This is a genomic window from Serratia sp. SA088 (assembly GCF_049065515.1).
GTDB lineage: Bacteria > Pseudomonadota > Gammaproteobacteria > Enterobacterales > Enterobacteriaceae > Serratia > Serratia nematodiphila.
Map to the genome: position 1 here is coordinate 325,890 of NZ_JBAKGW010000006.1, position 22,886 is coordinate 348,775.

The 22,886-nt window shown below is 59.9% G+C and carries 24 protein-coding genes; 7 read left to right on the top strand and 17 right to left on the bottom strand.

Annotated elements, in window-relative coordinates; translation table 11 throughout:
* Nucleotides 1–23: 23 nt before the first annotated feature.
* The 3 genes from ACOWVD_RS17420 to ACOWVD_RS17430 all read right to left on the bottom strand — a co-directional run bounded on the left by ACOWVD_RS17420 (nucleotide 24) and on the right by ACOWVD_RS17430 (nucleotide 3,944).
* Nucleotides 24–2,150 (bottom strand): S9 family peptidase, encoded by a 2,127-nt coding sequence (locus ACOWVD_RS17420; RefSeq protein WP_080356252.1) that lies wholly within the window; start codon nucleotides 2,148–2,150, stop codon nucleotides 24–26.
* Nucleotides 2,151–2,204: 54 nt separating this feature from the next.
* Nucleotides 2,205–3,002: a TonB family protein gene (locus ACOWVD_RS17425; RefSeq protein ID WP_049243141.1), complete on the bottom strand. Its 798-nt coding sequence runs from the start codon at nucleotides 3,000–3,002 to the stop codon at nucleotides 2,205–2,207.
* A 102-nt stretch (nucleotides 3,003–3,104) separates the two neighbouring features.
* A complete protein-coding gene (locus ACOWVD_RS17430) occupies nucleotides 3,105–3,944 on the bottom strand; it encodes a ChaN family lipoprotein (RefSeq protein ID WP_342135135.1) in 840 nt (279 codons plus the stop codon).
* 177 nt (nucleotides 3,945–4,121) lie between these two features.
* Here ACOWVD_RS17430 and mmuP point away from each other — a divergent pair, with 177 nt between their 5' ends.
* Together mmuP and mmuM are read left to right on the top strand one after the other, a co-directional pair.
* Entirely contained in the window at nucleotides 4,122–5,531 is a 1,410-nt protein-coding gene (mmuP, locus tag ACOWVD_RS17435) for an S-methylmethionine permease (RefSeq protein ID WP_421105703.1), read from the top strand.
* Nucleotides 5,521–6,459: a homocysteine S-methyltransferase gene (gene mmuM / locus ACOWVD_RS17440; protein WP_421105704.1), complete on the top strand. Its 939-nt coding sequence runs from the start codon at nucleotides 5,521–5,523 to the stop codon at nucleotides 6,457–6,459. The genes mmuP and mmuM overlap by 11 nt, the downstream gene beginning before the upstream one ends.
* Before the next feature lie 9 nt (nucleotides 6,460–6,468).
* Here mmuM and ACOWVD_RS17445 read toward each other — a convergent pair whose 3' ends face one another.
* From ACOWVD_RS17445 to ACOWVD_RS17475, 7 genes are all read right to left on the bottom strand, one after another.
* The gene (locus ACOWVD_RS17445; protein WP_025303801.1) at nucleotides 6,469–6,825 is read right to left on the bottom strand and encodes a type II toxin-antitoxin system death-on-curing family toxin; all 357 of its coding nucleotides are present in this window, start codon (nucleotides 6,823–6,825) and stop codon (nucleotides 6,469–6,471) included.
* Nucleotides 6,822–7,031 (bottom strand): type II toxin-antitoxin system Phd/YefM family antitoxin, encoded by a 210-nt coding sequence (locus ACOWVD_RS17450; protein WP_274864587.1) that lies wholly within the window; start codon nucleotides 7,029–7,031, stop codon nucleotides 6,822–6,824. The genes ACOWVD_RS17445 and ACOWVD_RS17450 overlap by 4 nt, the downstream gene beginning before the upstream one ends.
* Before the next feature lie 109 nt (nucleotides 7,032–7,140).
* Nucleotides 7,141–9,420, bottom strand: a complete 2,280-nt coding sequence (gene maeB / locus ACOWVD_RS17455) for an NADP-dependent oxaloacetate-decarboxylating malate dehydrogenase (protein ID WP_004936542.1) — start codon at nucleotides 9,418–9,420, stop codon at nucleotides 7,141–7,143.
* A 214-nt stretch (nucleotides 9,421–9,634) separates the two neighbouring features.
* A complete protein-coding gene (gene lysC / locus ACOWVD_RS17460) occupies nucleotides 9,635–9,808 on the bottom strand; it encodes an Rz1-like lysis system protein LysC (protein WP_004936544.1) in 174 nt (57 codons plus the stop codon).
* On the bottom strand, nucleotides 9,789–10,169 hold the full coding sequence (locus ACOWVD_RS17465; RefSeq protein ID WP_044030723.1) for a DUF2570 family protein: 381 nt from the start codon (nucleotides 10,167–10,169) through the stop codon (nucleotides 9,789–9,791). The genes lysC and ACOWVD_RS17465 overlap by 20 nt, the downstream gene beginning before the upstream one ends.
* On the bottom strand, nucleotides 10,166–10,567 hold the full coding sequence (locus ACOWVD_RS17470) for a M15 family metallopeptidase (RefSeq protein WP_033643981.1): 402 nt from the start codon (nucleotides 10,565–10,567) through the stop codon (nucleotides 10,166–10,168). The genes ACOWVD_RS17465 and ACOWVD_RS17470 overlap by 4 nt, the downstream gene beginning before the upstream one ends.
* Complete coding sequence (locus ACOWVD_RS17475; RefSeq protein WP_004936551.1) at nucleotides 10,557–10,883, bottom strand: phage holin, lambda family; 327 nt, start codon at nucleotides 10,881–10,883, stop codon at nucleotides 10,557–10,559. Before ACOWVD_RS17475 ends, ACOWVD_RS17470 begins: the two co-directional genes overlap by 11 nt.
* 294 nt (nucleotides 10,884–11,177) lie before the next feature.
* Here ACOWVD_RS17475 and ACOWVD_RS17480 point away from each other — a divergent pair, with 294 nt between their 5' ends.
* Nucleotides 11,178–12,677: a glycosyl hydrolase family 18 protein gene (locus ACOWVD_RS17480; protein WP_049243134.1), complete on the top strand. Its 1,500-nt coding sequence runs from the start codon at nucleotides 11,178–11,180 to the stop codon at nucleotides 12,675–12,677.
* A gap of 85 nt (nucleotides 12,678–12,762) precedes the next feature.
* Here the strand turns inward: ACOWVD_RS17480 and ACOWVD_RS17485 are convergent, their stop codons facing one another.
* Nucleotides 12,763–13,704, bottom strand: coding sequence for a LysR family transcriptional regulator (locus tag ACOWVD_RS17485; protein WP_031300578.1), 942 nt, complete (start codon nucleotides 13,702–13,704; stop codon nucleotides 12,763–12,765).
* 404 nt (nucleotides 13,705–14,108) lie between these two features.
* Between ACOWVD_RS17485 and ACOWVD_RS17490 the strand changes: the two genes are divergently transcribed.
* Nucleotides 14,109–14,702 carry a lytic polysaccharide monooxygenase gene (locus ACOWVD_RS17490; protein ID WP_004936574.1) on the top strand — a complete coding sequence of 198 codons (594 nt, stop codon included), beginning with the start codon at nucleotides 14,109–14,111 and terminating at the stop codon, nucleotides 14,700–14,702.
* A 63-nt stretch (nucleotides 14,703–14,765) separates the two neighbouring features.
* Here ACOWVD_RS17490 and ACOWVD_RS17495 read toward each other — a convergent pair whose 3' ends face one another.
* The 6 genes from ACOWVD_RS17495 to ACOWVD_RS17520 all read right to left on the bottom strand — a co-directional run bounded on the left by ACOWVD_RS17495 (nucleotide 14,766) and on the right by ACOWVD_RS17520 (nucleotide 20,768).
* The gene (locus ACOWVD_RS17495) at nucleotides 14,766–15,728 is read right to left on the bottom strand and encodes a sugar-binding transcriptional regulator (RefSeq protein ID WP_004936575.1); all 963 of its coding nucleotides are present in this window, start codon (nucleotides 15,726–15,728) and stop codon (nucleotides 14,766–14,768) included.
* A 95-nt stretch (nucleotides 15,729–15,823) separates the two neighbouring features.
* On the bottom strand, nucleotides 15,824–16,480 hold the full coding sequence (gene dhaL, locus ACOWVD_RS17500) for a dihydroxyacetone kinase subunit DhaL (RefSeq protein ID WP_004936578.1): 657 nt from the start codon (nucleotides 16,478–16,480) through the stop codon (nucleotides 15,824–15,826).
* Between the two features lie 3 nt (nucleotides 16,481–16,483).
* The gene (locus tag ACOWVD_RS17505) at nucleotides 16,484–17,485 is read right to left on the bottom strand and encodes a dihydroxyacetone kinase subunit DhaK (RefSeq protein ID WP_004936581.1); all 1,002 of its coding nucleotides are present in this window, start codon (nucleotides 17,483–17,485) and stop codon (nucleotides 16,484–16,486) included.
* 29 nt (nucleotides 17,486–17,514) lie between these two features.
* Nucleotides 17,515–18,285 carry an SDR family oxidoreductase gene (locus tag ACOWVD_RS17510; protein WP_049243126.1) on the bottom strand — a complete coding sequence of 257 codons (771 nt, stop codon included), beginning with the start codon at nucleotides 18,283–18,285 and terminating at the stop codon, nucleotides 17,515–17,517.
* A 35-nt stretch (nucleotides 18,286–18,320) separates the two neighbouring features.
* Entirely contained in the window at nucleotides 18,321–19,589 is a 1,269-nt protein-coding gene (locus ACOWVD_RS17515) for an MFS transporter (protein WP_049243124.1), read from the bottom strand.
* 66 nt (nucleotides 19,590–19,655) lie between these two features.
* A complete protein-coding gene (locus tag ACOWVD_RS17520; protein ID WP_421105705.1) occupies nucleotides 19,656–20,768 on the bottom strand; it encodes an MDR/zinc-dependent alcohol dehydrogenase-like family protein in 1,113 nt (370 codons plus the stop codon).
* A 318-nt stretch (nucleotides 20,769–21,086) separates the two neighbouring features.
* Here ACOWVD_RS17520 and rpiB point away from each other — a divergent pair, with 318 nt between their 5' ends.
* The 3 genes from rpiB to ACOWVD_RS17535 form a co-directional block, all read left to right on the top strand.
* Entirely contained in the window at nucleotides 21,087–21,545 is a 459-nt protein-coding gene (gene rpiB / locus ACOWVD_RS17525) for a ribose 5-phosphate isomerase B (protein WP_004936593.1), read from the top strand.
* A 193-nt stretch (nucleotides 21,546–21,738) separates the two neighbouring features.
* Complete coding sequence (tal, locus tag ACOWVD_RS17530; RefSeq protein ID WP_004936597.1) at nucleotides 21,739–22,689, top strand: transaldolase; 951 nt, start codon at nucleotides 21,739–21,741, stop codon at nucleotides 22,687–22,689.
* 18 nt (nucleotides 22,690–22,707) lie between these two features.
* The coding region (locus ACOWVD_RS17535) for a hypothetical protein (protein WP_181421390.1) at nucleotides 22,708–22,886 on the top strand (179 nt) is incomplete at its 3' end.

A 22,886-nucleotide genomic window follows, 5' to 3' on the forward strand; every position in this document is an offset into this window, starting at 1 on the left:
GCAGCGTGCCGCGGCGCTGAAGGTTATTTCTGCGTCTGCCGATCCGCCGCCAAAATAAAGGCGTACTCCAGCGCGCCGTTTTCCAGCCGCGCCAGGCGGCCCGATTTGCCGCCGTGGCCGGCGGTCATGTCGGTGGAGAGCAGCAGCAGCGAATCGCCCTGTTTGAAACGCCGCAGCTTCGCCACCCATTTGGCCGGCTCCCAATACTGCACCTGCGAGTCGTACAAACCGCTGGTGACCAGCAGGTTCGGATAATGCTGCTTGCGCACGTTGTCGTACGGGCTGTAGGACTTCATCAGCGCATAGGCGGCCGGCTGGTGCGGGTTGCCCCACTCCTCGTATTCCCCGGTGGTCAGCGGAATGCTGTCATCCAGCATGGTGGTCACCACGTCGACGAACGGCACCTGCGCCACCACCGCGTTGTACAGCTGCGGCGCCTGATTGATCACCGCCCCCATCAGCAATCCGCCGGCGCTGCCGCCCATGGCGTAGATGCGCCCCGGCTGGCCGTAGCCGCCGTTGATCAACGCCTGGGTGGCGTCGATGAAGTCGTTGAAACTGTTCGGTTTGTGCGTCAGCTTGCCCTGTTTGTACCAGCTCTGTCCCAGCTCGCCGCCGCCGCGCACGTGGATCAGCGCATAGACGAAGCCGCGATCCAGCAGGCTGATGCGATTGGCGCTGAACGCCGGATCCATGCTCATGCCGTAAGCGCCATAGCCGTAAACCAGCAGCGGGTTATGGCCGTTTTTGAACAGCGATTTGCGATACACCAGCGAGACCGGCACCTTCACGCCGTCCCGCGCTGCGATCCAAATGCGCTCGCTGTGATACAGGCTGGGATCGACGCCTTTCACGTCCTGCTGCTTGAGCAGGGTGCGCTCGCCCTTATTCAGATCCCACTCATAGGTGCGGGTCGGCGTGGTCATCGCCGAATAGCCGTAGCGCAACCGATCGCTGTCCGGCTCGGGGTTATAGCCCAGCCAGGCCATGTAGCTGGCGTCGTCGAACGGGATGGCGCGCTCGGTTTTGCCGTCCCAGCTGATTTGCCGCAGCTGCACCAGCCCGTTGGCGCGTTCCTGCACCACCAGCCAGTCGCGGAACAGGCTGAAGCTCTCCACCTCGTGCTGCGCCTGCGGCGCAATCAGCGTCTGCCAGGGTTTGCCCGCCACCGCCGTGCGATACAGGCCGAAGTTCGGATCCTGATGGTTGGAACGCAGATAGAACTCGCCGCGGTAGTGATCGAGATAATACTCGCGGCCATTTTGCCGGGCGGCGAATAGCTGCGGCTCGCGCTGCGGCTGGTTGGCGTCGATCAGGCGCACTTCGGAGGTGGTGTTGCCGCTGATGGTGAGTATCAGGTAGTCACGCGAAGAAGAACGGCCGAGGCTGAGGTAGAACGCCGGATCGTTCTCCTGGTACACCAGCTTATCTTGCGCCGTCGGCGTACCGTACTGATGGCGATAGACCTGGTATGGCAACAGCGTTTGCGGGTGGTTGCGCACGTAGAACAGGGTTTGGTTGTCGTTGGCCCACACCATGTTGCCGGAGGTGTTTTCCAGCGTTTCCGGCGACCAGCGTTCGCTGCCTATCTCGCGCAGGGAGATGCGGTATTGGCGGCGGCCCTGCAGATCTTCGGCCACCGCCAGGCGGCGGTTGTCCAGGCTAATGTCCATCGCCCCCAGGCGATAATAGGCATGGCCGGCCGCGCGCTGATTGGCGTCCAACAGGGTTTGCCACGGCGCGTCGGCGGTGAGCGCCTGGCGCTGATACCGCGCGAAATCTTTACCGGCGGCGTAGCTTTCCTGATAGCGATAGCCGTTGAGCTGATACGGCACCGAACGATCGTCAGGGCTCATGCGGCCCAGCATCTCCTGATACAGCGTGGCGCGCAGCTTCTGGTACGGCGCCATCATCTGCTCGGTGTAGCGGTTCTCCGCCTTCAGGTAGTCCAGCACCTTCCGCTCTTTTCGGCTGTCGTCGCGCAGCCAGTAGTAATCGTCGGTGCGCGTCTCGCCGTGGGCAGTCAGCGCTTTCGGCGCGCGTTCCGCCAACGGCGGCTGCGGTTGCGCCAGCGCGGCGCCGGCGACGCCTAAAGAAAGCCAGAGCGCGGCCGCGATGCGGCGACGCGGGGTGAATAACAGCGGGTTCATAATCCCTCACGAAGTTTGAAAAGGCGGACGGCGGCGAGGCGGCGTCTGCCAGCATTAACGGCGGGCGTTCAGCTCCGCCAGATTGAAATCGATTGGCATCGTTACCCTGACGGCCCCCTGCTGGAGCATCTCCGGCGGCGGCGGCGGCAACGGCTGCGCGCGCGACACCACCGCTACCGCTTCCCGATCCAGCGACGCGGTGCCGGAACGCGCCAGCAGGATCACGTTCGATACCCGCCCCTGCGCGTCGACGCTGAAACTGACCTGCGGCATGCCGCTGCGCCGGCGGTTGCGGGCATCCGGGGGATATTCCTTGATGCGGTTCAGCTTGCCTTTCACCAGGCTCTCCCACGACAGCTTGGCCTGCGCGCTGCTGTTGGCGTCGCTGTTGATCGGCGCGGCGGTGTGGTGAGAGAGCGTCTGCGCCTGCGGCGCGGCGGCGCTGGACGCGGCGGCATTGCGCGTCTCTTTGGCCTGTTCCTGCGGTTTCGGCTGCGCTTTTTGCGGGGGGCGGTGTTCGGCGCGCTTCTTCTGCGCCGTCACGATCTTCGCCTTATCGGCGCGCGCCAGCTTGGGCAGATCCGGCTGCTGCTGCTGCTCAGCGGGCTGCGCCGCGGCGGACTCCGCCTGCTGCACGCCCAGCGGCAGCGGTTTGCTTTCCGGCGCTTCAATCTGCGCCGCCCAGCTCATCATCACCGCCGGCGGCGGCAACGCCACCGGCTCCAGCGCCGTCTGCGGCCAATAAAACAGCAGCACCAACGCCGCGTGCGCCGCCAGGGCGAGCAGCAGGCCGCGCGCCCAGCGCGGCTGCGGCAGCTCAAAGGCCGGAAGGGAATAAGACTGACTTAACATAGGGGCATTAGCTTGCTTAATTGCGAATGATTGCAGATCACACTTACTAATGATAATCATTTGCAATTATAATTAACACCCCTTTTCACTGCCTTAACGTATTCATTTCACTGATGGTGTGATCCACAGGTAGTCCGCCGTGTTCGCATCGACCTGTACGCCCGGCTCCGCCAGCATCAGCACCGTCGGCGCCGCCGCCGGTTGCAGATCCCGCACGTGCAGCGGCACGCCCACCGATTTGGCGGCGTGATAGCCGCCGGCGATTAACAGCGCGGGCGTGGGCGCCGCCAGCAAACGTTCCGCCATGCGCCGATCGCGCTGCTGCTGGATCGCCAACATCGCGTGCAGTTGGTCGGCCTCAATCTTGCCGCCGTGCGAAGTGCGGATGGTCTCTTCCAACGCCTTGCGCACCGCCGGCTGCGCCGATAGCTGCCCCACCGGGAACTGCGGCTGCTGATAGAACGCCGTAATCTCGCTGCGATCCAGGTTGGCTGACCACAGCGGGTATGGCGCGCGCATCGCCGCCATCGTCACCCCGCCATACAGTTCCCACTTCCAGCCCGGCTGCCAGGCGATCAGCTCCGCCACGCGGCCGTCACGCACTGTGGGGTCGCTCTGCAGCCACTGCTTGACTTTGTCCACCTGCGCCTGCTGGTTCGGGTTGATCATCTCCATCAGCACGCTGCCCTGCGGCCGCCGCTGCGGCAGTTGCTGCACCAGCCATTGCTCAACCTGATGGTGGCAAGGATTGTCATGTTTTTCCCCGACGATCACCCGCGGCTGCTGCGCCAATCGCGTCAACAGCTGCTCCGGCGTCAGGCTCGCACCGCTGTGCAGATCGGTGATGCTCCCCAAACTCGCGACGTCATTGGCCGGCGCCTTCACCGGCGTTTGGCTGCAGGCGCCGAGCGCCAAGGCCGCCAATAAAATCAGATATCTCATCATGTTGTCCCATTATCGAAAATGGCGACATTATAGATAATAATTATCATTTGCATATAGATCCGACTTAACGATTTTTTTACGCGGCGATCGCCGGTGGCGCATTGCGTTAAAAAGGCATTACGGGTATAACCAATAGCCATTCAGATATTTAGACGTCTATACGGATAGATTATTATGCACGCATCGGCGCCCGCCGCAGGGCAGTTCAAACGCAGCATGAAGGCCCGGCACCTGGTGATGTTGTCGCTGGGCGGCGTGATCGGCACCGGGCTGTTTTTCAACACCGGCTACATCATCTCCACCACCGGCGCGCTCGGCACCCTGCTGGCTTACCTGATCGGCGCGCTGGTGGTGTATCTGGTGATGCTGTGCCTGGGTGAGCTGTCGGTGGCGATGCCGGAAACCGGCGCCTTTCACGTCTACGCTTCGCGCTATCTGGGGCCGGCCACCGGCTATGCCGTCGCCTGGCTGTATTGGCTCACCTGGACGGTGGCGCTGGGCTCCAGCCTGACCGCCGCCGGATTCTGCATGCAGTACTGGTTCCCGCAGTCGCCGGTGTGGCTGTGGTGCCTGATCTTCTGCGCGGCGATTTTCCTGCTCAACGTCGTGACCACCCGTTTTTTTGCCGAAAGCGAATTCTGGTTTTCGCTGATCAAAGTGGTGACCATTCTGGCGTTCATCATTCTGGGCGGCGCCGCCATGTTCGGCCTGCTGCCGATGAAAGACGGCACGCCGGCGCCGTTCCTGCATAACCTGACCGCTTCCGGCTGGCTGCCGCACGGCACGCTGCCGATCCTGATGACCATGGTGGCGGTGAACTTCGCCTTCTCCGGCACGGAACTGATCGGCATCGCCGCCGGTGAAACCGAGAACCCGGAGAAAGTCGTGCCGCTGGCGATCCGCACCACGGTGATCCGCCTGATGCTGTTCTTTATCGGCACGGTGTTTGTGCTGGCGGCGTTGATCCCGATGGATCAGGCGGGGATCGTCAAAAGCCCGTTCGTGCTGGTGTTTGAACGCATCGGCGTGCCTTACGCCGCCGATATCTTCAACTTCGTGATCCTGACCGCCATCCTGTCGGCGGCCAACTCCGGCCTGTACGCTTCGGGGCGCATGCTGTGGTCGCTGGCCCACCAGCGCACCCTGCCGGCCTACTTTGCGCGCGTCAATGCGCGCGGCATTCCGATCAACGCCCTGACCTTCAGCATGCTCGGCGGCGTGCTGGCGCTGCTGACCAGCGTGATCGCGCCGGACACGGTGTTCGTCGCCCTGTCGGCGATCTCCGGCTTTGCGGTGGTGGCGGTGTGGCTGAGCATCTGCGCCGCCCACTATGCTTTCCGCCGCGCCTATCTGCGCAGCGGCCAGCCGATAAGCGGCCTGAAATACCCCGCCCCCGGCTATCCATTGACGCCGATCCTCGGCTTTGCGCTGTGCCTGCTGGCCTGCATCGGGTTGGCGTTCGATCCGGAGCAGCGCATCGCGCTCTACTGCGGGCTGCCGTTCGTCGCCCTGTGCTACCTCACCTATTTCCTGACCCGGCGCGCCGGGCAAAAAAATGCTTTGGGAGAACAACATGTCGGTTAACAACCCCGTCGCCCGCCTGCTGGCCGAACAGCCGATGCTGATCCTGGACGGTGCGCTGGCCACCGAACTGGAAGCGCGCGGCTGCGATCTGACCGATCCGCTGTGGTCGGCCAAGGTGCTGATTGAAAATCCCGAGCTTATCTATCAGGTGCATCTCGATTATTTCAACGCCGGCGCTCAATGCGCCATCACCGCCAGCTATCAGGCCACGCCGCAGGGCTTCTTGCGTCGCGGCCTGGATCAGGATCGGTCGCTGGCGCTGATCGCCAAAAGCGTGCAGCTGGCGCAACGCGCACGCCACGATTATCTGGCCGAACACCCGCAGGCCGCGCCGCTGCTGATCGCCGGTTCTGTAGGCCCGTACGGCGCCTATCTGGCCGACGGATCGGAATACCGCGGCGACTATCGGCTGGCGCAGGATGACTTCATTGCCTTCCACCGCCCGCGCCTCGCCGCGCTGGCCGCCGCCGACGTCGATCTGCTGGCCTGCGAAACGCTGCCGTCGTTCGCTGAACTGCAGGCGCTGCTGACGCTGCTGCAGGAGTTCCCGACGCTCGGCGCCTGGTTCGCCTTCACCCTGCGCGACAGCCAACATCTCAGCGACGGCACGCCGCTGACGGAGGTCATGTCCGCGCTGCGCGGCAATCCGCAGGTGCTGGCGATCGGCATCAACTGCATCGCGCTGGACAAGGTCGCCCCGGCGCTGCGTCAGTTGAGCGCGCTGGCCGACAAACCGCTGCTGGTCTACCCGAACTCCGGCGAGCATTACGATGCGGTGAGCAAAACCTGGCACGCCTGCGGCGGCGAACACGGCAGCCTGGCCGATCAGGCGACGGAGTGGCGCGCGCTCGGCGCGCAATTGATCGGCGGCTGTTGCCGCACCACCCCGCAGGATATTCGCGCCATCGCCGCGCGCTGCAAGAAATGAGAAAGGGGGTTATTCGGTTAGCCGGCGTAAATGTTCAGCGGCTTGTTCAACGTTGAGGCGGCCTTGGGCTGCTTCAACCGTAATTTCGACCAGTTCTGCGTCTTCCCGCAGTGCAATGCCATTAATACCGAGAAATAGCGCCATGCTTTGGAAGGCCGTGCGCTTATTGCCATCAAGAAAAATGTGACCGTGGCTGATGGCGATGAGATAGAGCGCGGCCAAACGGTAAACGTCGGTGACGTTCTCATAGTGGTAAGCATTGAGCACGCGGTTGGCTACAGCCTCAACCTTGCTGCCTTCCTGGCGGCCGTGAGGCACAATTTCAGCATTGAATTCCGCAATATCCTCTGCGGTCAAAAAGATCATCTATTGGCCAGCGTCTTAATCGTATCCGCGTGTTTAGCCTGAATGCGCGCTTTCACCTTGGCTTTGACCAAAACCTCATAGTCGGCCTTACTGATGATGTAAACCTCATCGTGTCCGCGGCGCGTCACTTCCACCGGCTGTTTTTGCGCTTCCAAAAGCACCTCAGCCAAATTGTTTCTCGCCGCCGTGTAGCTGATCGTAGTCATTTTCTTTACCTGTACATGTACATATTTGACGATTATTTGTACCACGTCCGCTGGAAATAAAAAAGCCCCCGGCGCCAACGGCGCAGGGGGCCAGTCACTCATCCCGGCCTTACAGCGGTTCGGTCTGGGCTTCCACCACCGCCAGCGCCACCATGTTGACGATGCGGCGCACCGAGGCGATCGGCGTCAGGATGTGCACCGGCTTGGCGACCCCCATCAGCACCGGCCCGACGGTCACCCCTTCCGAGCAGGAGACGCGCAGCAGGTTGTAGCTGATGCGCGCCGCTTCCATGTTCGGCATGATCAGCAGGTTGGCCGAGCCTTTCAGCGGGCTGTCCGGCATCAGATCGTGACGGATGCTTTCCACCAGCGCGGCGTCGCCGTGCATTTCACCGTCGATCTCCAGCTCCGGCGCCAGCTCGTTCACCAGCTCCAGCGTTTTACGCATCTTGCGCGCCGCCGGGCAATCAGACGAGCCGAAGCTGGAGTGAGACAGCAGCGCCACTTTCGGTTCGATGCCGAAGCGGCGCACGGTTTCCGCCGCCATCAGGGTGATCTCCGCCAGCTGTTCCGGCGTCGGATCGTCGTTGACGTAGGTGTCGGCGATAAAGGTGTTGCCGCTCGGCAGCAGCAGCGCGTTCATCGCGCCGGCGACGTGCGCGCCTTCACGGAAACCGAACACGTTCTTCACCACGTCGTAATGCTCGTGGTAGCTGCCGATGGTGCCGCAGATCATCGCATCCGCTTCGCCGCGGTGCAGCATGATGGCGGCGATCAGCGTCGGGTTGCCGATCACCGCGCGGCGCGCCTGCTCTTGCGAGACGCCGCGGCGTTTCATGATCTGGTAGTACTCGCCCCAGTATTCGTTGAAGCGCGGATCCGACTCGTTGTTCACCACTTCGAAATCTTTGCCCGGCGTCAGCTGCAGGCCCAGCTTTTTCAAGCGCATCTCGATCACGCTCGGCCGGCCGACCAGGATCGGGAAGGCCAGCCCCTGCGACACCAGCTCTTGCGTGGCGTGCAGCACGCGCTCTTCCTCGCCTTCCGCCAGCACCACCCGCTTCATCTCTTTGCGCGCCTGCGAGAAGATCGGTTTCATGAACAGGTTGGTTTTGTAGACGAACTCCGCCAGCTTCTCCACGTAGGCGTCGAAGTCTTCGATCGGGCGCGTCGCCACGCCGGAATCCATCGCCGCCTTGGCCACCGCCGGCGCGATCTTGACGATCAGACGCGGATCGAACGGTTTCGGAATGATGTATTCCGGCCCGAAGGAGAGATCCTGATCGTCATACGCGGAAGCCACCACGTCGCTCTGCTCCGCCAGCGCCAGATCGGCGATGGCGTGCACGCAGGCCAGCTTCATCTCTTCGTTGATGGTGGTGGCGCCCACGTCGAGCGCGCCGCGGAAAATGAACGGGAAGCACAGGACGTTGTTCACCTGGTTCGGGTAGTCGGAACGGCCGGTACAGATGATGGCGTCCGGGCGCACCGCTTTGGCCAGCGGCGGCAGAATTTCCGGTTCCGGGTTGGCCAGCGCCATGATCAGCGGATCGCGCGCCATGGTTTTCACCATATCCTGCGTCAGGACGCCCGGGCCGGAGCAGCCGAGGAAGATGTCGGCGTTCGGGATGGCGTCGCCCAGCGTGCGCTGGCCGTTATCCTCGATGGCGTAGGCGGCTTTGGTCTGTTCCATATTGGCGTCGCGGCCTTTATAGATGACGCCTTTGGAGTCGCAGACGGTGATGTTCTGCTGACGCAGCCCCAGCGCCACCAGCAGGTTCAGGCAGGCGATGGACGCCGCGCCGGCGCCGGACACCACCAGCCGCACATCGGAGATGTTCTTCTTCACCACGCGCAGGCCGTTAAGCACCGCGGCGGTGGTAATGATCGCCGTGCCGTGCTGGTCGTCGTGGAACACCGGGATCTTCATGCGTTCACGCAGTTTCTGTTCGATGTAGAAACACTCCGGCGCCTTGATATCTTCCAGGTTGATGCCGCCGAAGGTCGGTTCCAGCGCGGCGATAATGTCGATTAATTTGTCAGGGTTATGCTCATCCACTTCGATATCAAATACATCGATACCGGAAAACTTCTTGAACAAAACGCCCTTGCCTTCCATCACCGGCTTACCGGCCAACGCGCCGATATTGCCCAGACCCAGTACCGCCGTGCCGTTGGAAATCACCGCCACCAGATTGCCGCGCGCGGTGTATTTGTAGGCCGCCAGCGGATCTTCGGCGATCTCGAGGCAAGGCGCGGCGACGCCCGGCGAATAGGCCAGCGCCAGATCGCGCTGAGTCGCCAACGGTTTGGTAGGGGAAACCTGGATCTTCCCTGGGACAGGAAACTGATGGAAATCAAGGGCACTCTGTTTGAGCTGTTCGTCCATTATGGATTCCTTTGTTTTTTGCTTTTATGTTGAGGTAAGGCTTTGAGGCTGCGCCCTGCCGTGGGCCATGGCGCCCAATTACAATGACAGGGCACAGCCTTGAAGTATAGTGAGAGAAACATCACAAACTTTGAAGCGCGCCATAACCTTGGTCGAAAGAGCGTTTTAAAAGTAAAAAAAGAAGGCCTGCGGGACGAGCGGAGAAACGCCGCCGTCAGCGCGGCGGCAGCGTGGCGCGCCAGGCGTTGAGCGTCTCCACCTGGCCGGCGCAAATGTGTAACGAGGTTTGTAACGCCAGGGCATAGCTCACCGCATCGCCCCAGGTCTCCCCCTGCAGCTGCGGCTGCTCACAGGGCGCGAACACCGACTCAGGGGGCAACAGCGGCACGGCCGGCGGCGCCGGCGGCCGGGCGCAGGAGCTCAAACACAGCGCCAGGCAGAGGCTGAGCGGCGCAGGGATCGTTTTTAATCGCTTCACGGTATTTCCTCTGATAAGCCTCGTGTTGCTGGCGCAGCTGCTGTTCCTGCCGCTGCTGCGCCGCCATCAGCGCACGATTTTGCGCGTCCTGTGTCTGCAAGGTGGCGATCAGCCCCGCCTGCTGCGCCAGGCTTTTTTGCAATTCCGCCGCCTGTTGCCGCGCGGACGCCAACTGGTGCGACAACAGCGCGCTGTAGCCGCCGAGGCAGATAGCCGCCAGCAACAGCAGCAGCAACCCGCCCTGCATCAGTTTTTGCAGCCAGCCGCTCATGCCGGATAGTCCCGAAACGGCAGCTGGAAGTGCGGGCCATCCTTGAGGGTTTTCCATTCACCGCCCCATTCGACGTTGATGCCGCATTCACGCGCCGCGCGCCGCACCGCCACCGCAATTTGCGCGTAGTAATCCCACTCCCAGGAGACCACGCCCGCCGGCATCGCCACCACGTCCACCGCGTGCCCGGTCAGGTGGCGGCTGCGCAGCGTTTGGCTGTTGCCGGCGCGCACCATTTCCCGCTGGCGCGCCATGCTGCGCAGCCCCTCGCTGACGGAAAACGGCACCAGCGAATAACGCAGCGCCAGGCGAATAACGCGCACCAGATCCGGGTGCACGCCGCGCAGGTTCTCTTCGCTGCGGGCGGTAAAACGAATCTCTTCAATGTCATTTAACATTTTTAAACCCCGTCTTTTTGCCGATGAATTTTTTAATTAAGGCGTTGATGTAATCCGCCCCCATAAAACCAATCAGTACGCTGGCCAAATTCGCCCACTTTAATTCCAGGCCCATCAACGCCAGCGCATCGCGTACCGTCCAGGCCAATAACGCGCACATCGCCGCATTCAATAAGCGTCGCCGAATGCCCACGTTGCGGTAGGCGCCATGTAATAGCGCCATCACGCCGGCCAAAATGGCGTTCAATACCGGCTGAAGATATTCACATACTCGCTGGACTATTAAGCCAACAGCGTCAGGCTCTATGCTGGACATAGCTCATCTCCTTTTTTATTTTTAATTAAATGCCAATCACGGCCGGTGGAACATCGGATAATCAGAATCTAGTTAAGGATGCTATTACAAAGCAAATGAATAAATACAGGCCCTATGGTCGAATTCATTCACGCTGAACGTTGGCACAACACATAAACGCCAAGACAGGCGGCAGTAAATAAAAAATTCATTCTTATGGTGATTTATTTCGACTTTTGTTTTTACGAAAAATAAACATTAATGGCGGTGGGAAATACTTCCCCATCATAAAAACATCCACTCTGGAGAAATACCATGTCCACACGCAAAGCCGTTATTGGGTATTATTTTATTCCAACCAACCAAATCAATAATTACACCGAGTCCGATACCTCTATCGTGCCGTTCCCGGTTTCCAACATCACGCCGGCCAAAGCCAAACAGCTGACGCACATCAACTTCTCTTTCCTGGATATCAACAGCAACCTGGAATGCGCCTGGGATCCGGCCACCAACGACGCCAAGGCGCGCGATGTGGTCAACCGTTTGACCGCGCTCAAAGCGCATAACCCCAGCCTGCGCATCATGTTCTCCATCGGCGGCTGGTACTACTCCAACGATCTGGGCGTGTCGCACGCCAACTACGTCAACGCGGTGAAAACCCCGGCGTCGCGCGCCAAGCTCGCCCAATCCTGCGTGCGCATCATGAAGGATTACGGTTTCGACGGCGTGGACATCGACTGGGAGTATCCGCAGGCGGCGGAAGTGGACGGTTTCATCGCCGCGCTGCAGGAGATCCGCACCTTACTGAACCAGCAAACCATCGCCGACGGCCGCCAGGCGTTGCCGTATCAGTTGACCATCGCCGGCGCCGGCGGCGCCTTCTTCCTGTCGCGCTATTACAGCAAGCTGGCGCAGATCGTCGCGCAGCTCGATTACATCAACCTGATGACCTACGATCTGGCCGGCCCCTGGGAGAAGGTAACCAACCACCAGGCGGCGCTGTTCGGCGACGCGGCCGGGCCGACCTTCTACAACGCGCTGCGCGAAGCCAATCTGGGCTGGAGCTGGGAAGAGCTGACCCGCGCCTTCCCCAGCCCGTTCAGCCTGACGGTCGACGCCGCCGTGCAGCAACACCTGATGATGGAAGGCGTGCCGAGCGCCAAAATCGTCATGGGCGTGCCCTTCTATGGCCGCGCCTTCAAGGGCGTCAGCGGCGGCAACGGCGGGCAATACAGCAGCCACAGCACGCCGGGCGAAGATCCGTATCCGAGCACCGACTACTGGCTGGTGGGCTGCGAAGAGTGCGTGCGCGACAAGGATCCGCGCATCGCCTCCTATCGCCAGTTGGAGCAGATGCTGCAGGGCAACTACGGCTATCAGCGGTTGTGGAACGACAAGACCAAAACCCCTTATCTGTATCATGCGCAGAACGGGCTGTTCGTCACCTATGACGATGCCGAGAGCTTCAAATACAAAGCGAAGTACATCAAGCAGCAGCAGCTGGGCGGCGTGATGTTCTGGCATCTGGGGCAAGACAACCGCAACGGCGATCTGCTGGCCGCGCTGGATCGCTATTTCAACGCCGCGGACTACGACGACAGCCAGCTGGATATGGGCACCGGGCTGCGCTACACCGGCGTCGGCCCCGGCAACCTGCCTATCATGACCGCGCCGGCCTATGTGCCGGGCACCACTTACGCGCAGGGCGCGCTGGTGTCCTACCAGGGCTACGTCTGGCAGACCAAGTGGGGTTACATCACCTCTGCGCCGGGTTCAGACAGCGCCTGGCTGAAGGTGGGCCGCGTAGCGTAAACCATAAAAAAACCCCGTAGCCGAATGCTGCGGGGTTTTCATTGAGTTAACCGTTTGATTTTCGCGTCCCTTCGTCTCTATTCCTTCAGTTGTGGCACCATGGATAGCCGCCATCCCGCACCACTTCGCGGCCCATCAGGCTGTAGACATCGCTTTTGCGCGTCAGCCGCTCATGCCACCAGTTAAACCCGGCGCCCTTGCTGGCCGGATGCCACGCCAGCCAAATCATTTCGTCGCCCTTTTGCATCTCAACCGGCACCGTCACCAGTTCGCCGCTGGCCAGTTCCTTTTCGATCAGCGCAGGCGGCAGAAAAGCGTGGCCGATGCCGCGCTTGAGCAGCGCCAGGTTGCTTTCCACATCACACACCACCAGTTGACGCTGCAAGGGCAGCGTGCCGTGATTGCGCTTGGGCAGCTCATGGCTGCTGTCGGCGATCGCGACCACGATGTCGTTCAACCGCTGCTTCTTGCATACCGGCTTTCTCTGCGCCGCGAATGGGTGGGAAGGCGATACGCACAGCACGAAATTGAGCTTGCCGAGCATCAGGGTTTTGGCCTGCACGCTGTCGGGGATTTGGCCGATGGCGATGATCAGATCCGCCCGATTGTTCTTCAGCGCATCCCAGGTGCCGTTCAACGCTTCCCGCTGCACCGAGATATTGGCGTTCGGGCAATGTTGAATATAGTCGCGGATATCCTGCGTCAGCGTTTCCAGCGGGAAGAAGGTGTCTACCGCCAGGCGGATATTATTGTCCAGCTTGGGGATGTTGCGCACCCGGCTTTCCAGATCCTGCACCGCATTTAAAATCCAACTGCCTTCCTGCAGGAGAAATTCCCCTTCATCCGTCAGGGTAATCATGGGGCCATTGCGATGAAAAAGTTTCACGCAGAGTTTGCTTTCAATATTGGAAACCCGATAAGAGATCGCCGAAGGCGTTTTATGCAGCGCCTCCGCCGCCATAGAGAAAGATCCGGTGTTCTTGATGGTGCTGATTATTTTAATCGCGTCCAGGGATAATCTAGTCATACAAATTCCTCTTTAAAATAAAATAAGAAAAATGACACTAAATTCCCAAGGTGGTGGCGCACAAAAATCGATCAAATCAAACAAGGGTACTCAACGCAACAAGCAATATACTTCATAAATGAGAGCGCTATCTTAAATACTATTCATCACTACTTGATATAAATTTCATCATAGCGCCGTGCTTTTACACTGTGACAGTTAAATAAATTAGGCCTAACGATCAAAGATTGTCATCATAATATTTTTCGTTAATAGCCGGTAAAACATTCCGATCTACGGCCAAACCAGAATGGTAAAAATAAAACAAGCCGACAGAAATGGTTATTTCCAATTGCGTTATTAGTCTCTCATTTTGTCGGTGAAATACGCTCAACTTACAACATAATTTCAGTCAGGAGTGACTTATGAACAAAACTTCCCGTACCCTGCTCTCTCTGGGCCTGCTGAGCGCGGCCATGTTCGGCGTTTCACAACAGGCGAATGCTCACGGTTATGTCGAATCGCCGGCCAGCCGCGCCTACCAGTGCAAACTGCAGCTCAACACGCAGTGCGGCAGCGTGCAGTACGAACCGCAGAGCGTCGAAGGCCTGAAAGGCTTCCCGCAGGCCGGCCCGGCTGACGGCCATATCGCCAGCGCCGACAAGTCCACCTTCTTCGAACTGGATCAGCAAACGCCGACGCGCTGGAACAAGCTCAATCTGAAAACCGGCCCGAACTCCTTTACCTGGAAGCTGACCGCCCGTCACAGCACCACCAGCTGGCGCTATTTCATCACCAAGCCGAACTGGGACGCTTCGCAGCCGCTGACCCGCGCTTCCTTTGACCTGACGCCGTTCTGCCAGTTCAACGACGGCGGTGCCATCCCTGCCGCACAGGTCACCCACCAGTGCAACATACCGGCAGATCGCAGCGGTTCGCACGTGATCCTTGCCGTGTGGGACATAGCCGACACCGCTAACGCCTTCTATCAGGCGATCGACGTCAACCTGAGCAAATAATCGGTCAAATGAGAAGATCGTTGAGGGTTCAGCCTGGCGCTGAACCCTTTTTTGCAGGTGCCGCTATTGCGACATGTTGAGGATAGTGCGCACATTGAGCGCGCTGGTGGCGATAATGTCGATGGCGCCGGTGCGCAAAGCGCCCAAAATCGCCAGCGCCTTGGTATTCTCGGAAGCAATGGCGATCACGCAAGGGATTTTGCGCAGCTCATCAATGCTCAGCCCGATCACTCTGTCATTCATCACCGTGTCGACATGCTGCCCCTGAGCATTGAAAAAGTCATAGCCGGCGATGTCGCCAATCACGCCCTGATTAAGGCTGGCGTCGATAATCTCGTGCGGCGTAAACCACCCCAATTTCACCATATAACTGTTTTCATTCATGTCGCCAATGCCGACTAACGCCACATCGGCCTTACGCGCACGATCCAGCGTTTCCTTAATCGTGCCGTTCTGCATGAAGGCGTCTTTCAGCGCGCGATTTTCGACGTAGGCCGGCGCATAGAGCGTCTCGCTGCTGCCGCCGAACTTCTTCGCCAGACGCCGGCTGATATGGTCGGCGTTGATCGCGTCGCCCGGACGGTGGGTGCCGCCGATGCCGCAGATGAACTTGCAGTTGCGTTCCGTCACACTGCCGACATGATCGGCGATCGCCGCCACGTTGCGTCCCTGGCCGACCGCCAACACCATATCGTCTTTCAGCGACATCGCCAGATAATTGGACACCAGCGCCGCCACCTGCCGACGCTGTTCCTCTTCGTCCTGATGGTCGAGCGCGATCAACGCGCGGCTGATGGGAAAACGTTCCATCATCTGCTGTTCCAGCCGGGTGCTGAATACCGGGTGATAACGCACGTTGATCTCGACGATGCCTTCTTCCTTGGCGCGCTTGAGCAAACGACCGACTTTGATCCGTGAGATGCCGAACTTTTTGGCGATCTCTTCCTGCGTGATCTCATCCTGATAATAAGCAACGGCGATTTCGGTCAGCAGTTCGTTATCCTGGGACACAGTTTGTTTTTCCATCCGTTAGACGTTTCCCCACGGCAGGCCGGTTGATGATGGCGGAGGGACGATACACGCCCCTCCGACAAGGCTGAATGCCCGCTAGTATAACGCGTTCAGGCGGCAACGGTATTCAGTCGTTGCTCCACCTCGTCCGCCAATCGGGTCAAGAGCAGGCAGCAAGATACCGCGCCGGCGTCCAGTACGCCGCGCGAACGCTCGCCCAGACGGCTGGCGCGGCCGATTTTCGCCACCAGCTCGCGGGTGGAGTCCCGCCCGCGCTCTGCGGCGATTTTCATTTGTTCAAGCGCAGCGGCGAAGTCGTCACCGCGTCCCACCGCCTGCTCAAATGCCGCCACCGCCGGTATCAGCGTATCCATCAGACACTTGTCGCCCACGCCCGCGCTGCTGATGTCCTGCAGTTCGCGCAACCCGCCGTGCAACATCGCCAAAAATGCCTGCTTGTCCAGCACGCTGCGCTCACGGACGCTCTCCGCCATGCCCATGAACAGGCTGCCGTACAGCGGCCCCATCGAACCGCCGATGCCCTCCATCAGCGCATCCGATACCGCATCGAACGCCTGCGCCAGCGTGAGCTCGCGGCCGCGAATGGCATCGCCGCACATCGCGAATCCCTTCGACATATTAATGCCGTGGTCACCGTCGCCGATGGCGCCGTCGATTTCGCTCAGATATTCGCGGTTGCTGACAATGGTTTCTATCAGCCCCGTAACGATCTCACTGCCGTACCGGGTTGAAATTTGTTCCGTCATGATTCACTCCACCTGGGTTAAGCCTAAAGATTGCGCCGGCATGTCCAGCAGCGTTTTCAGTTCGTCATCCAGCGTCATCAGCGTCAGCGTCACGCCCATCATTTCCAGCGACGTGAAGTAATTGCCGACGTAGCGCCGATGCACCCGCACGCCTTTCGCCGTCAACCGACGCTCTATTTCGGCATAATAGATATACAGCTCCATCACCGGCGTGGCGCCAAGCCCGGAGATCAGCAACGCCACCTCCTGCCCCTGTTCCAGCGGCATGTCGTTGAGCACGAAATCGAGCATGGTGCCGGCCATCGCCGACGCCGATTGGATCGGCGATACCTCAATGCCCGGTTCGCCGTGATGGCCGATGCCGATCTCCATCTTGCCGTCTTCGATATGAAAATTGGGTTTGCCGACCGCGGGAATGGTGCAGGAACTGAGGCCGACGCCGATCGAACGACACCGGTCGATGGCTTTTTGCGCCGCGCCGATCACGCCGTCCAGATCGTATCCCTTGGCCGCCGCCGCCGCGCCGACCTTCCACATCAGAATTTCTCCGGCCACGCCGCGCCGTTTATCGATCTCACTGGCCGGCGCCGAGGCGACGTCATCGTTGGCCACCACGGTTTTCACCCGTATGCCGGCCGCCGTGGCCTTCTTGATCGCCATCTTGACGTTCATGTTGTCGCCGGCGTAGTTGCCGTACAGGCAAGCGACGCCCGCACCGCTGTCCGCCGCCTTGAAAGCGTCGAGAAAAGCCCCCGCCGTAGGCGATGAAAAAATCTCGCCAATCGCGACGGCATCCAACATGTTTTTGCCGACATACCCCAGGAACGCCGGCTCGTGGCCGGAACCGCCGCCGGTGACGATGCCCACTTTGCCGGCGATCGGCGCAGGCGGATATTTCAACACCCGCGCATTGTCGGTGGCGGCATAATAGTTCGGGTGGGCCAGCCTGTAGCCCTGAATGGCGTCTTCCACTACGTGATCGGGATCGTTAATGATTCTGTTCATCGCGGCCTCTCTGTCGCCTGAATAAGAAATTATTGAATGGTGTAACCGCCGTCGACCACCAGGTTGGCGCCGGTGATCATCGCCGCCGCGTCGCCGGCCAAAAACAGGGCGCTGGCGGCGATATCTTGCGGCTCGGCGAAACGCCGCAGCGGGATTTTCTGCTTCATTTGTTCCGCCACCTCGCCTGACCAGGCCTTACGGCCCAGCTCCGTCAAAACCACGGTGGGCGAAATGGCGTTAACCCGCACGTTGTGCGGCCCCCACTCCAGCGCCAACACCTGGGTCAGACCGATTACGCCCGCCTTGCTGGCGCAATAGGCCAAGTGATTAGGCAAAGCCACCACCCCGGCCTGCGAGGCGAGATTGATGATGCTGCCGCCGCGCTGGCGAATGAAACGGCGCCCCACCGCCTGGCAGGTAAGAAACACGCCTTTCAGATTGACCGCCAGGGTTGCATCCCACGCCGTTTCCGGCAGCTCCTCGGCCGGATGCAGCGCGACGATGCCGGCGCTGTTGACCAGCACGTCCAGCCGCCCGAAATGCGCCTCAATCTGCGCTATCGCCCGCTCCACCGACGCGGCATCGGTGACGTCTGCCACGACGCCCAGCGCCGCCTCGGCGTCCAGCTGTCGCGCCACTTCCGCAACCTGCGGCGCACGATCGAGCAGCGCCACGCGCGCGCCGTTTTGCAGATAGCGTTCGGCAATAGCGAGACCGATCCCCGCAGCGCCGCCGGTAATCAGCGCCACCTTGCCCTGCAGCGAGAGCTCGCGCGGCGCCGTAGTTTGATGATTAATCATAAATTTCCCCTTAAAACTGTGAACTTCACCCTCGGTCAGGATATTTTCGCCAAACTCGCGCCGTGTTCTTCCTGCGCCGTCGCGCTTTCTTTCGGCAGCGTGACAAATTTCATCAGCACGCCGCTGAACAGGTACAAACCGGTAAAGATCCAGATCACGCCAACGGTGCCGAGGCTGCCGATAAACAGCCCCACCACCGCCGGGCCGACAAAGGTGCTCAGGCCGGCGCCCAGATTGAGAATCGACATCGCCGCGCCCTTATTGTCCGGCGCCAGCGACGGCATGATGGCCGACAGCGGCACGAACGCCGCCAGGCAGGCGCCGAACAACCCGGCGGCGCACACGGTCAGCAGGTAGTTGGCGCCGAAGAATTGCGGCACGTAGTAGAACATCAGCGTGGTCAAGGCGCAGCCGACGCAGCCGAACCACATCACCACGTTGCGCCAGCCGAGCCCGTCGCTGATCACGCCGAAAATCAGGTTGAAAATGATGTTGACCGTCCACAGCGCGGCGTACATCTGCAGCCAATGCGTGCGGGTGAACCCCATATCCATCATGTACATGGGCATGAATACGACGAAGCCGTAAGCCGCAGAGGTATTAATGGTGCGCACGATGCCGCCCAGGCCAATCTTCGGGTTTTCAAACGCGATGGTGATGCCCTTCAAGACATAACCCAGCGATGCTTTTTCCCGGTTGCCGCTCTGTGCCGCGCCGTCGTCGCGATTGAGCATCAGCGCAATCACCGCGCCCAGCACGACGAAAATCAGCGCGCTCCACAGCGTGTGGATCTCGCCGAGATAAGGCAGCATGATGCTGGAATACAGCACGCCCAGCACGCTGAGCCCGCCGCTGTAGACGAACCAGAAAATCCCCACCGCCGACCCCAGCCTTTCCGGCGGCGCCTCATACGCCACCCACACCAGAAAACCGTAGGCGAACAACGGATAACCCAAGCCGCGCAGCGCATAGGTCGGCACCATGATCGCCAGGTTGTTGCTCGGCAGGCCGAACGTCAAAAAACACACCGAACCGAACAGAAACAGCAGCAGGCCGGCCAACATCACCCGCCGGGCGGTAAAGATTTCCGCCAACACGCCGGAAAACCAGGCGGCGATGGCGGCCGCAAAACCATAAACGCTGAACAGCAGCGCCGATTCCTGAATGCTCAGCCCTTTGCCAATCAAATAAGGCGACAGCCAGCCCTGTTCCAGCCCTTCGCCCATCATGAACACCAACACGCCGGCATAGCCCAGCAGCAGTTTCGGTGACAGACCAATGCGATGAATCAGTCCATGCAACATAGAACACCCCAGCACATGTGATTATGGAGGCGCAGGCTCGCCCGCACCCGAGGAACGACGCAGGTTTCAGAGGTTTGGATTAAGCACCACTTTGATTGAACCGATACCGCGCTTCATCAGCTCGAAACCTTCGGCGAACTGTTCCAGCGGCAACGTATGCGTCACCACGCCTTCGGTCGGCAGATCGCCATTGGCGATGCCTTCGATCACCAGCGGATAGCAGTAAGGGCCGAGGTGCGAACCGAGCACGTCCAGTTCCTTGCGGTCGCTGATGATGCTCCAGTCGACGGTCACCGGATCCTTAAACACGGAAAATTCGACGAAGGTGCCGAGCTTGCGGATCAGCGTCAGGCCCTGTTCCACGGACTTCTGTGCGCCGGTCGCCTCGATGTAGATGTCGCAGCCGTAGCCCTCGGTCATCGCTTTAACCGCGGCGGGCACGTCGTCACGGGTGGGATTGAGCGTCACATCCGCGCCGAAGCGCTTCGCCAAGGCCAGACGTTCGTCGGACAGCTCCAGCACCACCAGCTTCGAGGGCCCGGATTTCTTGATGGCCCCGATCATGCCCAGCCCCAGGGTGCCGGCGCCCGCCAACACCACCACATCGCCCAGTTTGATATTGGCGCGTTGCACCGCATGGAAGGAGCAAGCATAGGGTTCGATCAGAATGGCTTTTTCGATCGGCAGGTCGGCCGGTACATGATAGTTAATCGCCTCTTTGGTGAACTTCATGTACTCGGCCATGCCGCCGTTAACGTTTTTCTGGAAACCGTACAGGTCATGCTTTTCGCACATCCAATACTGACCGCGGTTGCAGAAGCGGCATTGCCAGCAGGGAACGATTTGTTCTGATATCACGCGATCGCCGAGATTGAAGCCCTCGACGCCTTCACCGTACCCCACGACATGGCCGATAAATTCATGGCCGGGGATCATCGGCGCCCTGATGTAAGCCGGTTGTTTTTCATCGCCCCAGAAGCTGGGCGCCCCTTCGAACGCTTTAACATCACCGGCGCAGATGCCGCAGGCTTCGATCTTCACCAGGATCTCTTTCGGGCCGATCTTCGGTACCGGCACCTGTTCCAGGCGGTAATCTTTCGGGGCGTACGCCACAACCGCCTTCATGATCTCGGGGATACCGGCCGCCATTTTCGCCTCTGTTATGCAGGTCTGACACATAGCACTCTCCTCTGGTAGGGAAACTTCTTTTGATCATTAACACAAACAAAGAACAAATGAACACTAACGCTATGCATTCAATTTGCCCACAGTGAACTTATCAAAGTGTGATATCGCTCAAAAACCCGTCTCCACTAGAGTAAACAACGATTAAAAGCCCTTTTTTAGTGACTAAGATCACCTTTTACAGTGGCAAACTGAAAAGCCAGGCAAAAAACAAAAGAACACAGATTGAACATTTGATTAAACAGGGATACGGTAATGAACGTGGCGCCACCGAGGATCGCCACCCTTTTCGTTACCAATCAGGAGATCGCTATGCTGCCTATCGCCATCGGCGCCGATGATGCCGCCATTGAACTGAAAGATCTGATCGTTGCCCACCTGCAACAACGGGACATCCCCGTCATTGACTACACGACGGATCGCGCCGCAGAAACGGGGATCTATCCCGATATCGCCTATCGCGTCGCGCAGGCGATACGGGAGGAAAAACATCGGCGGGGCATCCTGCTGTGCGGCACCGGCATCGGTATGAGCATCGTGGCCAATAAAGTGCCCGGCATTCGTGCGGCGCAATGTCACGATACCTACTCCGCCCAGCGGGCGCGCAAAAGCAATGATGCTCAGATCATCACGCTGGGCGCGCGGGTCATCGGCGCCGAACTGGCGAAAACCATCGTCGATGCCTGGCTGGAATCGGAGTTTGAAGGGGGAGGATCGGCGCCGAAAGTCGAGCGGATCGGCTATTACGAAAACGCGGCCGGACGGCGTTAAACCGCCTGCCGTCTCGATGGCGGTCGCGCGCAAGCCGCGCTCCGCCTGGGTTTATTCGGCATTCATTGTTATTATCCATCGCAACAATCAGAAAAAGCGCATTTTCATTCTCGATCCGATGATGCAGTGTGTTCCCCCTATGATGAAAAAGGTTCTCATTTCCCTACATTGAGCTTGGTCAAGGAGCTTATCAATGAATCAATTAGACGCACTCAAGCAGCTGACCACGGTGGTCGCCGACAGCGGCGATATCGAATCCATCCGCCAGTTCGAACCCCAGGACGCCACCACCAACCCTTCGCTGATCCTGAAAGCCGCCGCGCTGCCGCAGTACAAGGCGCTGATCACCGAAGCGTTGGAGTATGCCCGCCGCCAGGGCGGCAGCAAGGAAACCCAGCTGATCAACGCCAGCGATAAGCTGGCGGTCAATATCGGCGTCGAGATCCTCAAAAGCGTGCCGGGCCGCATCTCCACCGAAGTGGACGCCCGCCTGTCGTTCGACCGCGGCATGTGCGTCGCCAAAGCGCGCAAGCTGATCGCCATGTACCAAGAACAAGGCATCGACAAATCGCGCATCCTGATCAAACTGGCTTCCACCTGGGAAGGCATCAAAGCCGCCGAGGAGCTGGAAAAAGAAGGCATCAACACCAACCTGACGCTGCTGTTCTCCTTCGCCCAGGCCCGCGCCTGCGCCGAAGCCGGCGTGTATCTGATCTCGCCGTTCGTCGGCCGCATCTATGACTGGTACCAGGCCAAACAGCCTGCCGCCGACTACGACGCCGATCAGGATCCGGGCGTGAAATCGGTGCGCACCATCTATGAATACTACAAGCGTCATCGTTACCAGACGGTGATCATGGGCGCCAGCTTCCGCAAGGTTGAGCAGATCCTGGCGCTGGCCGGCTGCGATCGCCTGACCATCGCGCCAAACCTGCTGGAACAGCTGAAAAACAGCGAGCAGCCGGTCGAACGCAAGCTGACCCCGTCTACCGAGGGCTTCCACCAACCTGCCCCGCTGGCCGAAGCGGAGTTCCGCTGGCTGCACAATCAGGACGCCATGGCGGTGGAAAAACTCGCCGAAGGCATTCGCCTGTTCGCCGTCGACCAGCAGAAGCTGGAAGACATGTTGGCCGCTCAACTGTAATCGCACTGGAGTTTCGTTATGTCTTCTCGTAAAGAGCTTGCCAACGCTATCCGCGCACTCAGCATGGACGCCGTACAAAAAGCAAATTCCGGCCACCCGGGGGCCCCTATGGGCATGGCGGACATCGCCGAAGTCCTGTGGCGTGACTACCTCAACCACAACCCGACTAACCCGCACTGGGCTGACCGCGACCGTTT

Bases quoted from the DNA above. Each gene is read 5' to 3' on its own strand.
- ACOWVD_RS17505 (WP_004936581.1), bottom strand. From the start codon at position 17,485: ATGAACAGAATCATTAACGATCCCGATCACGTAGTGGAAGACGCCATT.
- ACOWVD_RS17465 (WP_044030723.1), bottom strand. From the start codon at position 10,169: ATGAGCGGCTGGCTGCAAAAACTGATGCAGGGCGGGTTGCTGCTGCTG.
- ACOWVD_RS17450 (WP_274864587.1), bottom strand. From the start codon at position 7,031: ATGACTACGATCAGCTACACGGCGGCGAGAAACAATTTGGCTGAGGTG.
- maeB (WP_004936542.1), bottom strand. From the start codon at position 9,420: ATGGACGAACAGCTCAAACAGAGTGCCCTTGATTTCCATCAGTTTCCT.
- ACOWVD_RS17515 (WP_049243124.1), bottom strand. From the start codon at position 19,589: ATGTTGCATGGACTGATTCATCGCATTGGTCTGTCACCGAAACTGCTG.
- ACOWVD_RS17470 (WP_033643981.1), bottom strand. From the start codon at position 10,567: ATGTTAAATGACATTGAAGAGATTCGTTTTACCGCCCGCAGCGAAGAG.
- ACOWVD_RS17445 (WP_025303801.1), bottom strand. From the start codon at position 6,825: ATGATCTTTTTGACCGCAGAGGATATTGCGGAATTCAATGCTGAAATT.
- ACOWVD_RS17475 (WP_004936551.1), bottom strand. From the start codon at position 10,883: ATGTCCAGCATAGAGCCTGACGCTGTTGGCTTAATAGTCCAGCGAGTA.
- ACOWVD_RS17520 (WP_421105705.1), bottom strand. From the start codon at position 20,768: ATGTGTCAGACCTGCATAACAGAGGCGAAAATGGCGGCCGGTATCCCC.
- mmuP (WP_421105703.1), top strand. From the start codon at position 4,122: ATGCACGCATCGGCGCCCGCCGCAGGGCAGTTCAAACGCAGCATGAAG.
- tal (WP_004936597.1), top strand. From the start codon at position 21,739: ATGAATCAATTAGACGCACTCAAGCAGCTGACCACGGTGGTCGCCGAC.
- rpiB (WP_004936593.1), top strand. From the start codon at position 21,087: ATGCTGCCTATCGCCATCGGCGCCGATGATGCCGCCATTGAACTGAAA.
- ACOWVD_RS17510 (WP_049243126.1), bottom strand. From the start codon at position 18,285: ATGATTAATCATCAAACTACGGCGCCGCGCGAGCTCTCGCTGCAGGGC.
- ACOWVD_RS17485 (WP_031300578.1), bottom strand. From the start codon at position 13,704: ATGACTAGATTATCCCTGGACGCGATTAAAATAATCAGCACCATCAAG.
- ACOWVD_RS17425 (WP_049243141.1), bottom strand. From the start codon at position 3,002: ATGTTAAGTCAGTCTTATTCCCTTCCGGCCTTTGAGCTGCCGCAGCCG.
- ACOWVD_RS17420 (WP_080356252.1), bottom strand. From the start codon at position 2,150: ATGAACCCGCTGTTATTCACCCCGCGTCGCCGCATCGCGGCCGCGCTC.
- ACOWVD_RS17495 (WP_004936575.1), bottom strand. From the start codon at position 15,728: ATGGAAAAACAAACTGTGTCCCAGGATAACGAACTGCTGACCGAAATC.
- dhaL (WP_004936578.1), bottom strand. From the start codon at position 16,480: ATGACGGAACAAATTTCAACCCGGTACGGCAGTGAGATCGTTACGGGG.
- ACOWVD_RS17480 (WP_049243134.1), top strand. From the start codon at position 11,178: ATGTCCACACGCAAAGCCGTTATTGGGTATTATTTTATTCCAACCAAC.
- ACOWVD_RS17490 (WP_004936574.1), top strand. From the start codon at position 14,109: ATGAACAAAACTTCCCGTACCCTGCTCTCTCTGGGCCTGCTGAGCGCG.
- mmuM (WP_421105704.1), top strand. From the start codon at position 5,521: ATGTCGGTTAACAACCCCGTCGCCCGCCTGCTGGCCGAACAGCCGATG.
- ACOWVD_RS17430 (WP_342135135.1), bottom strand. From the start codon at position 3,944: ATGAGATATCTGATTTTATTGGCGGCCTTGGCGCTCGGCGCCTGCAGC.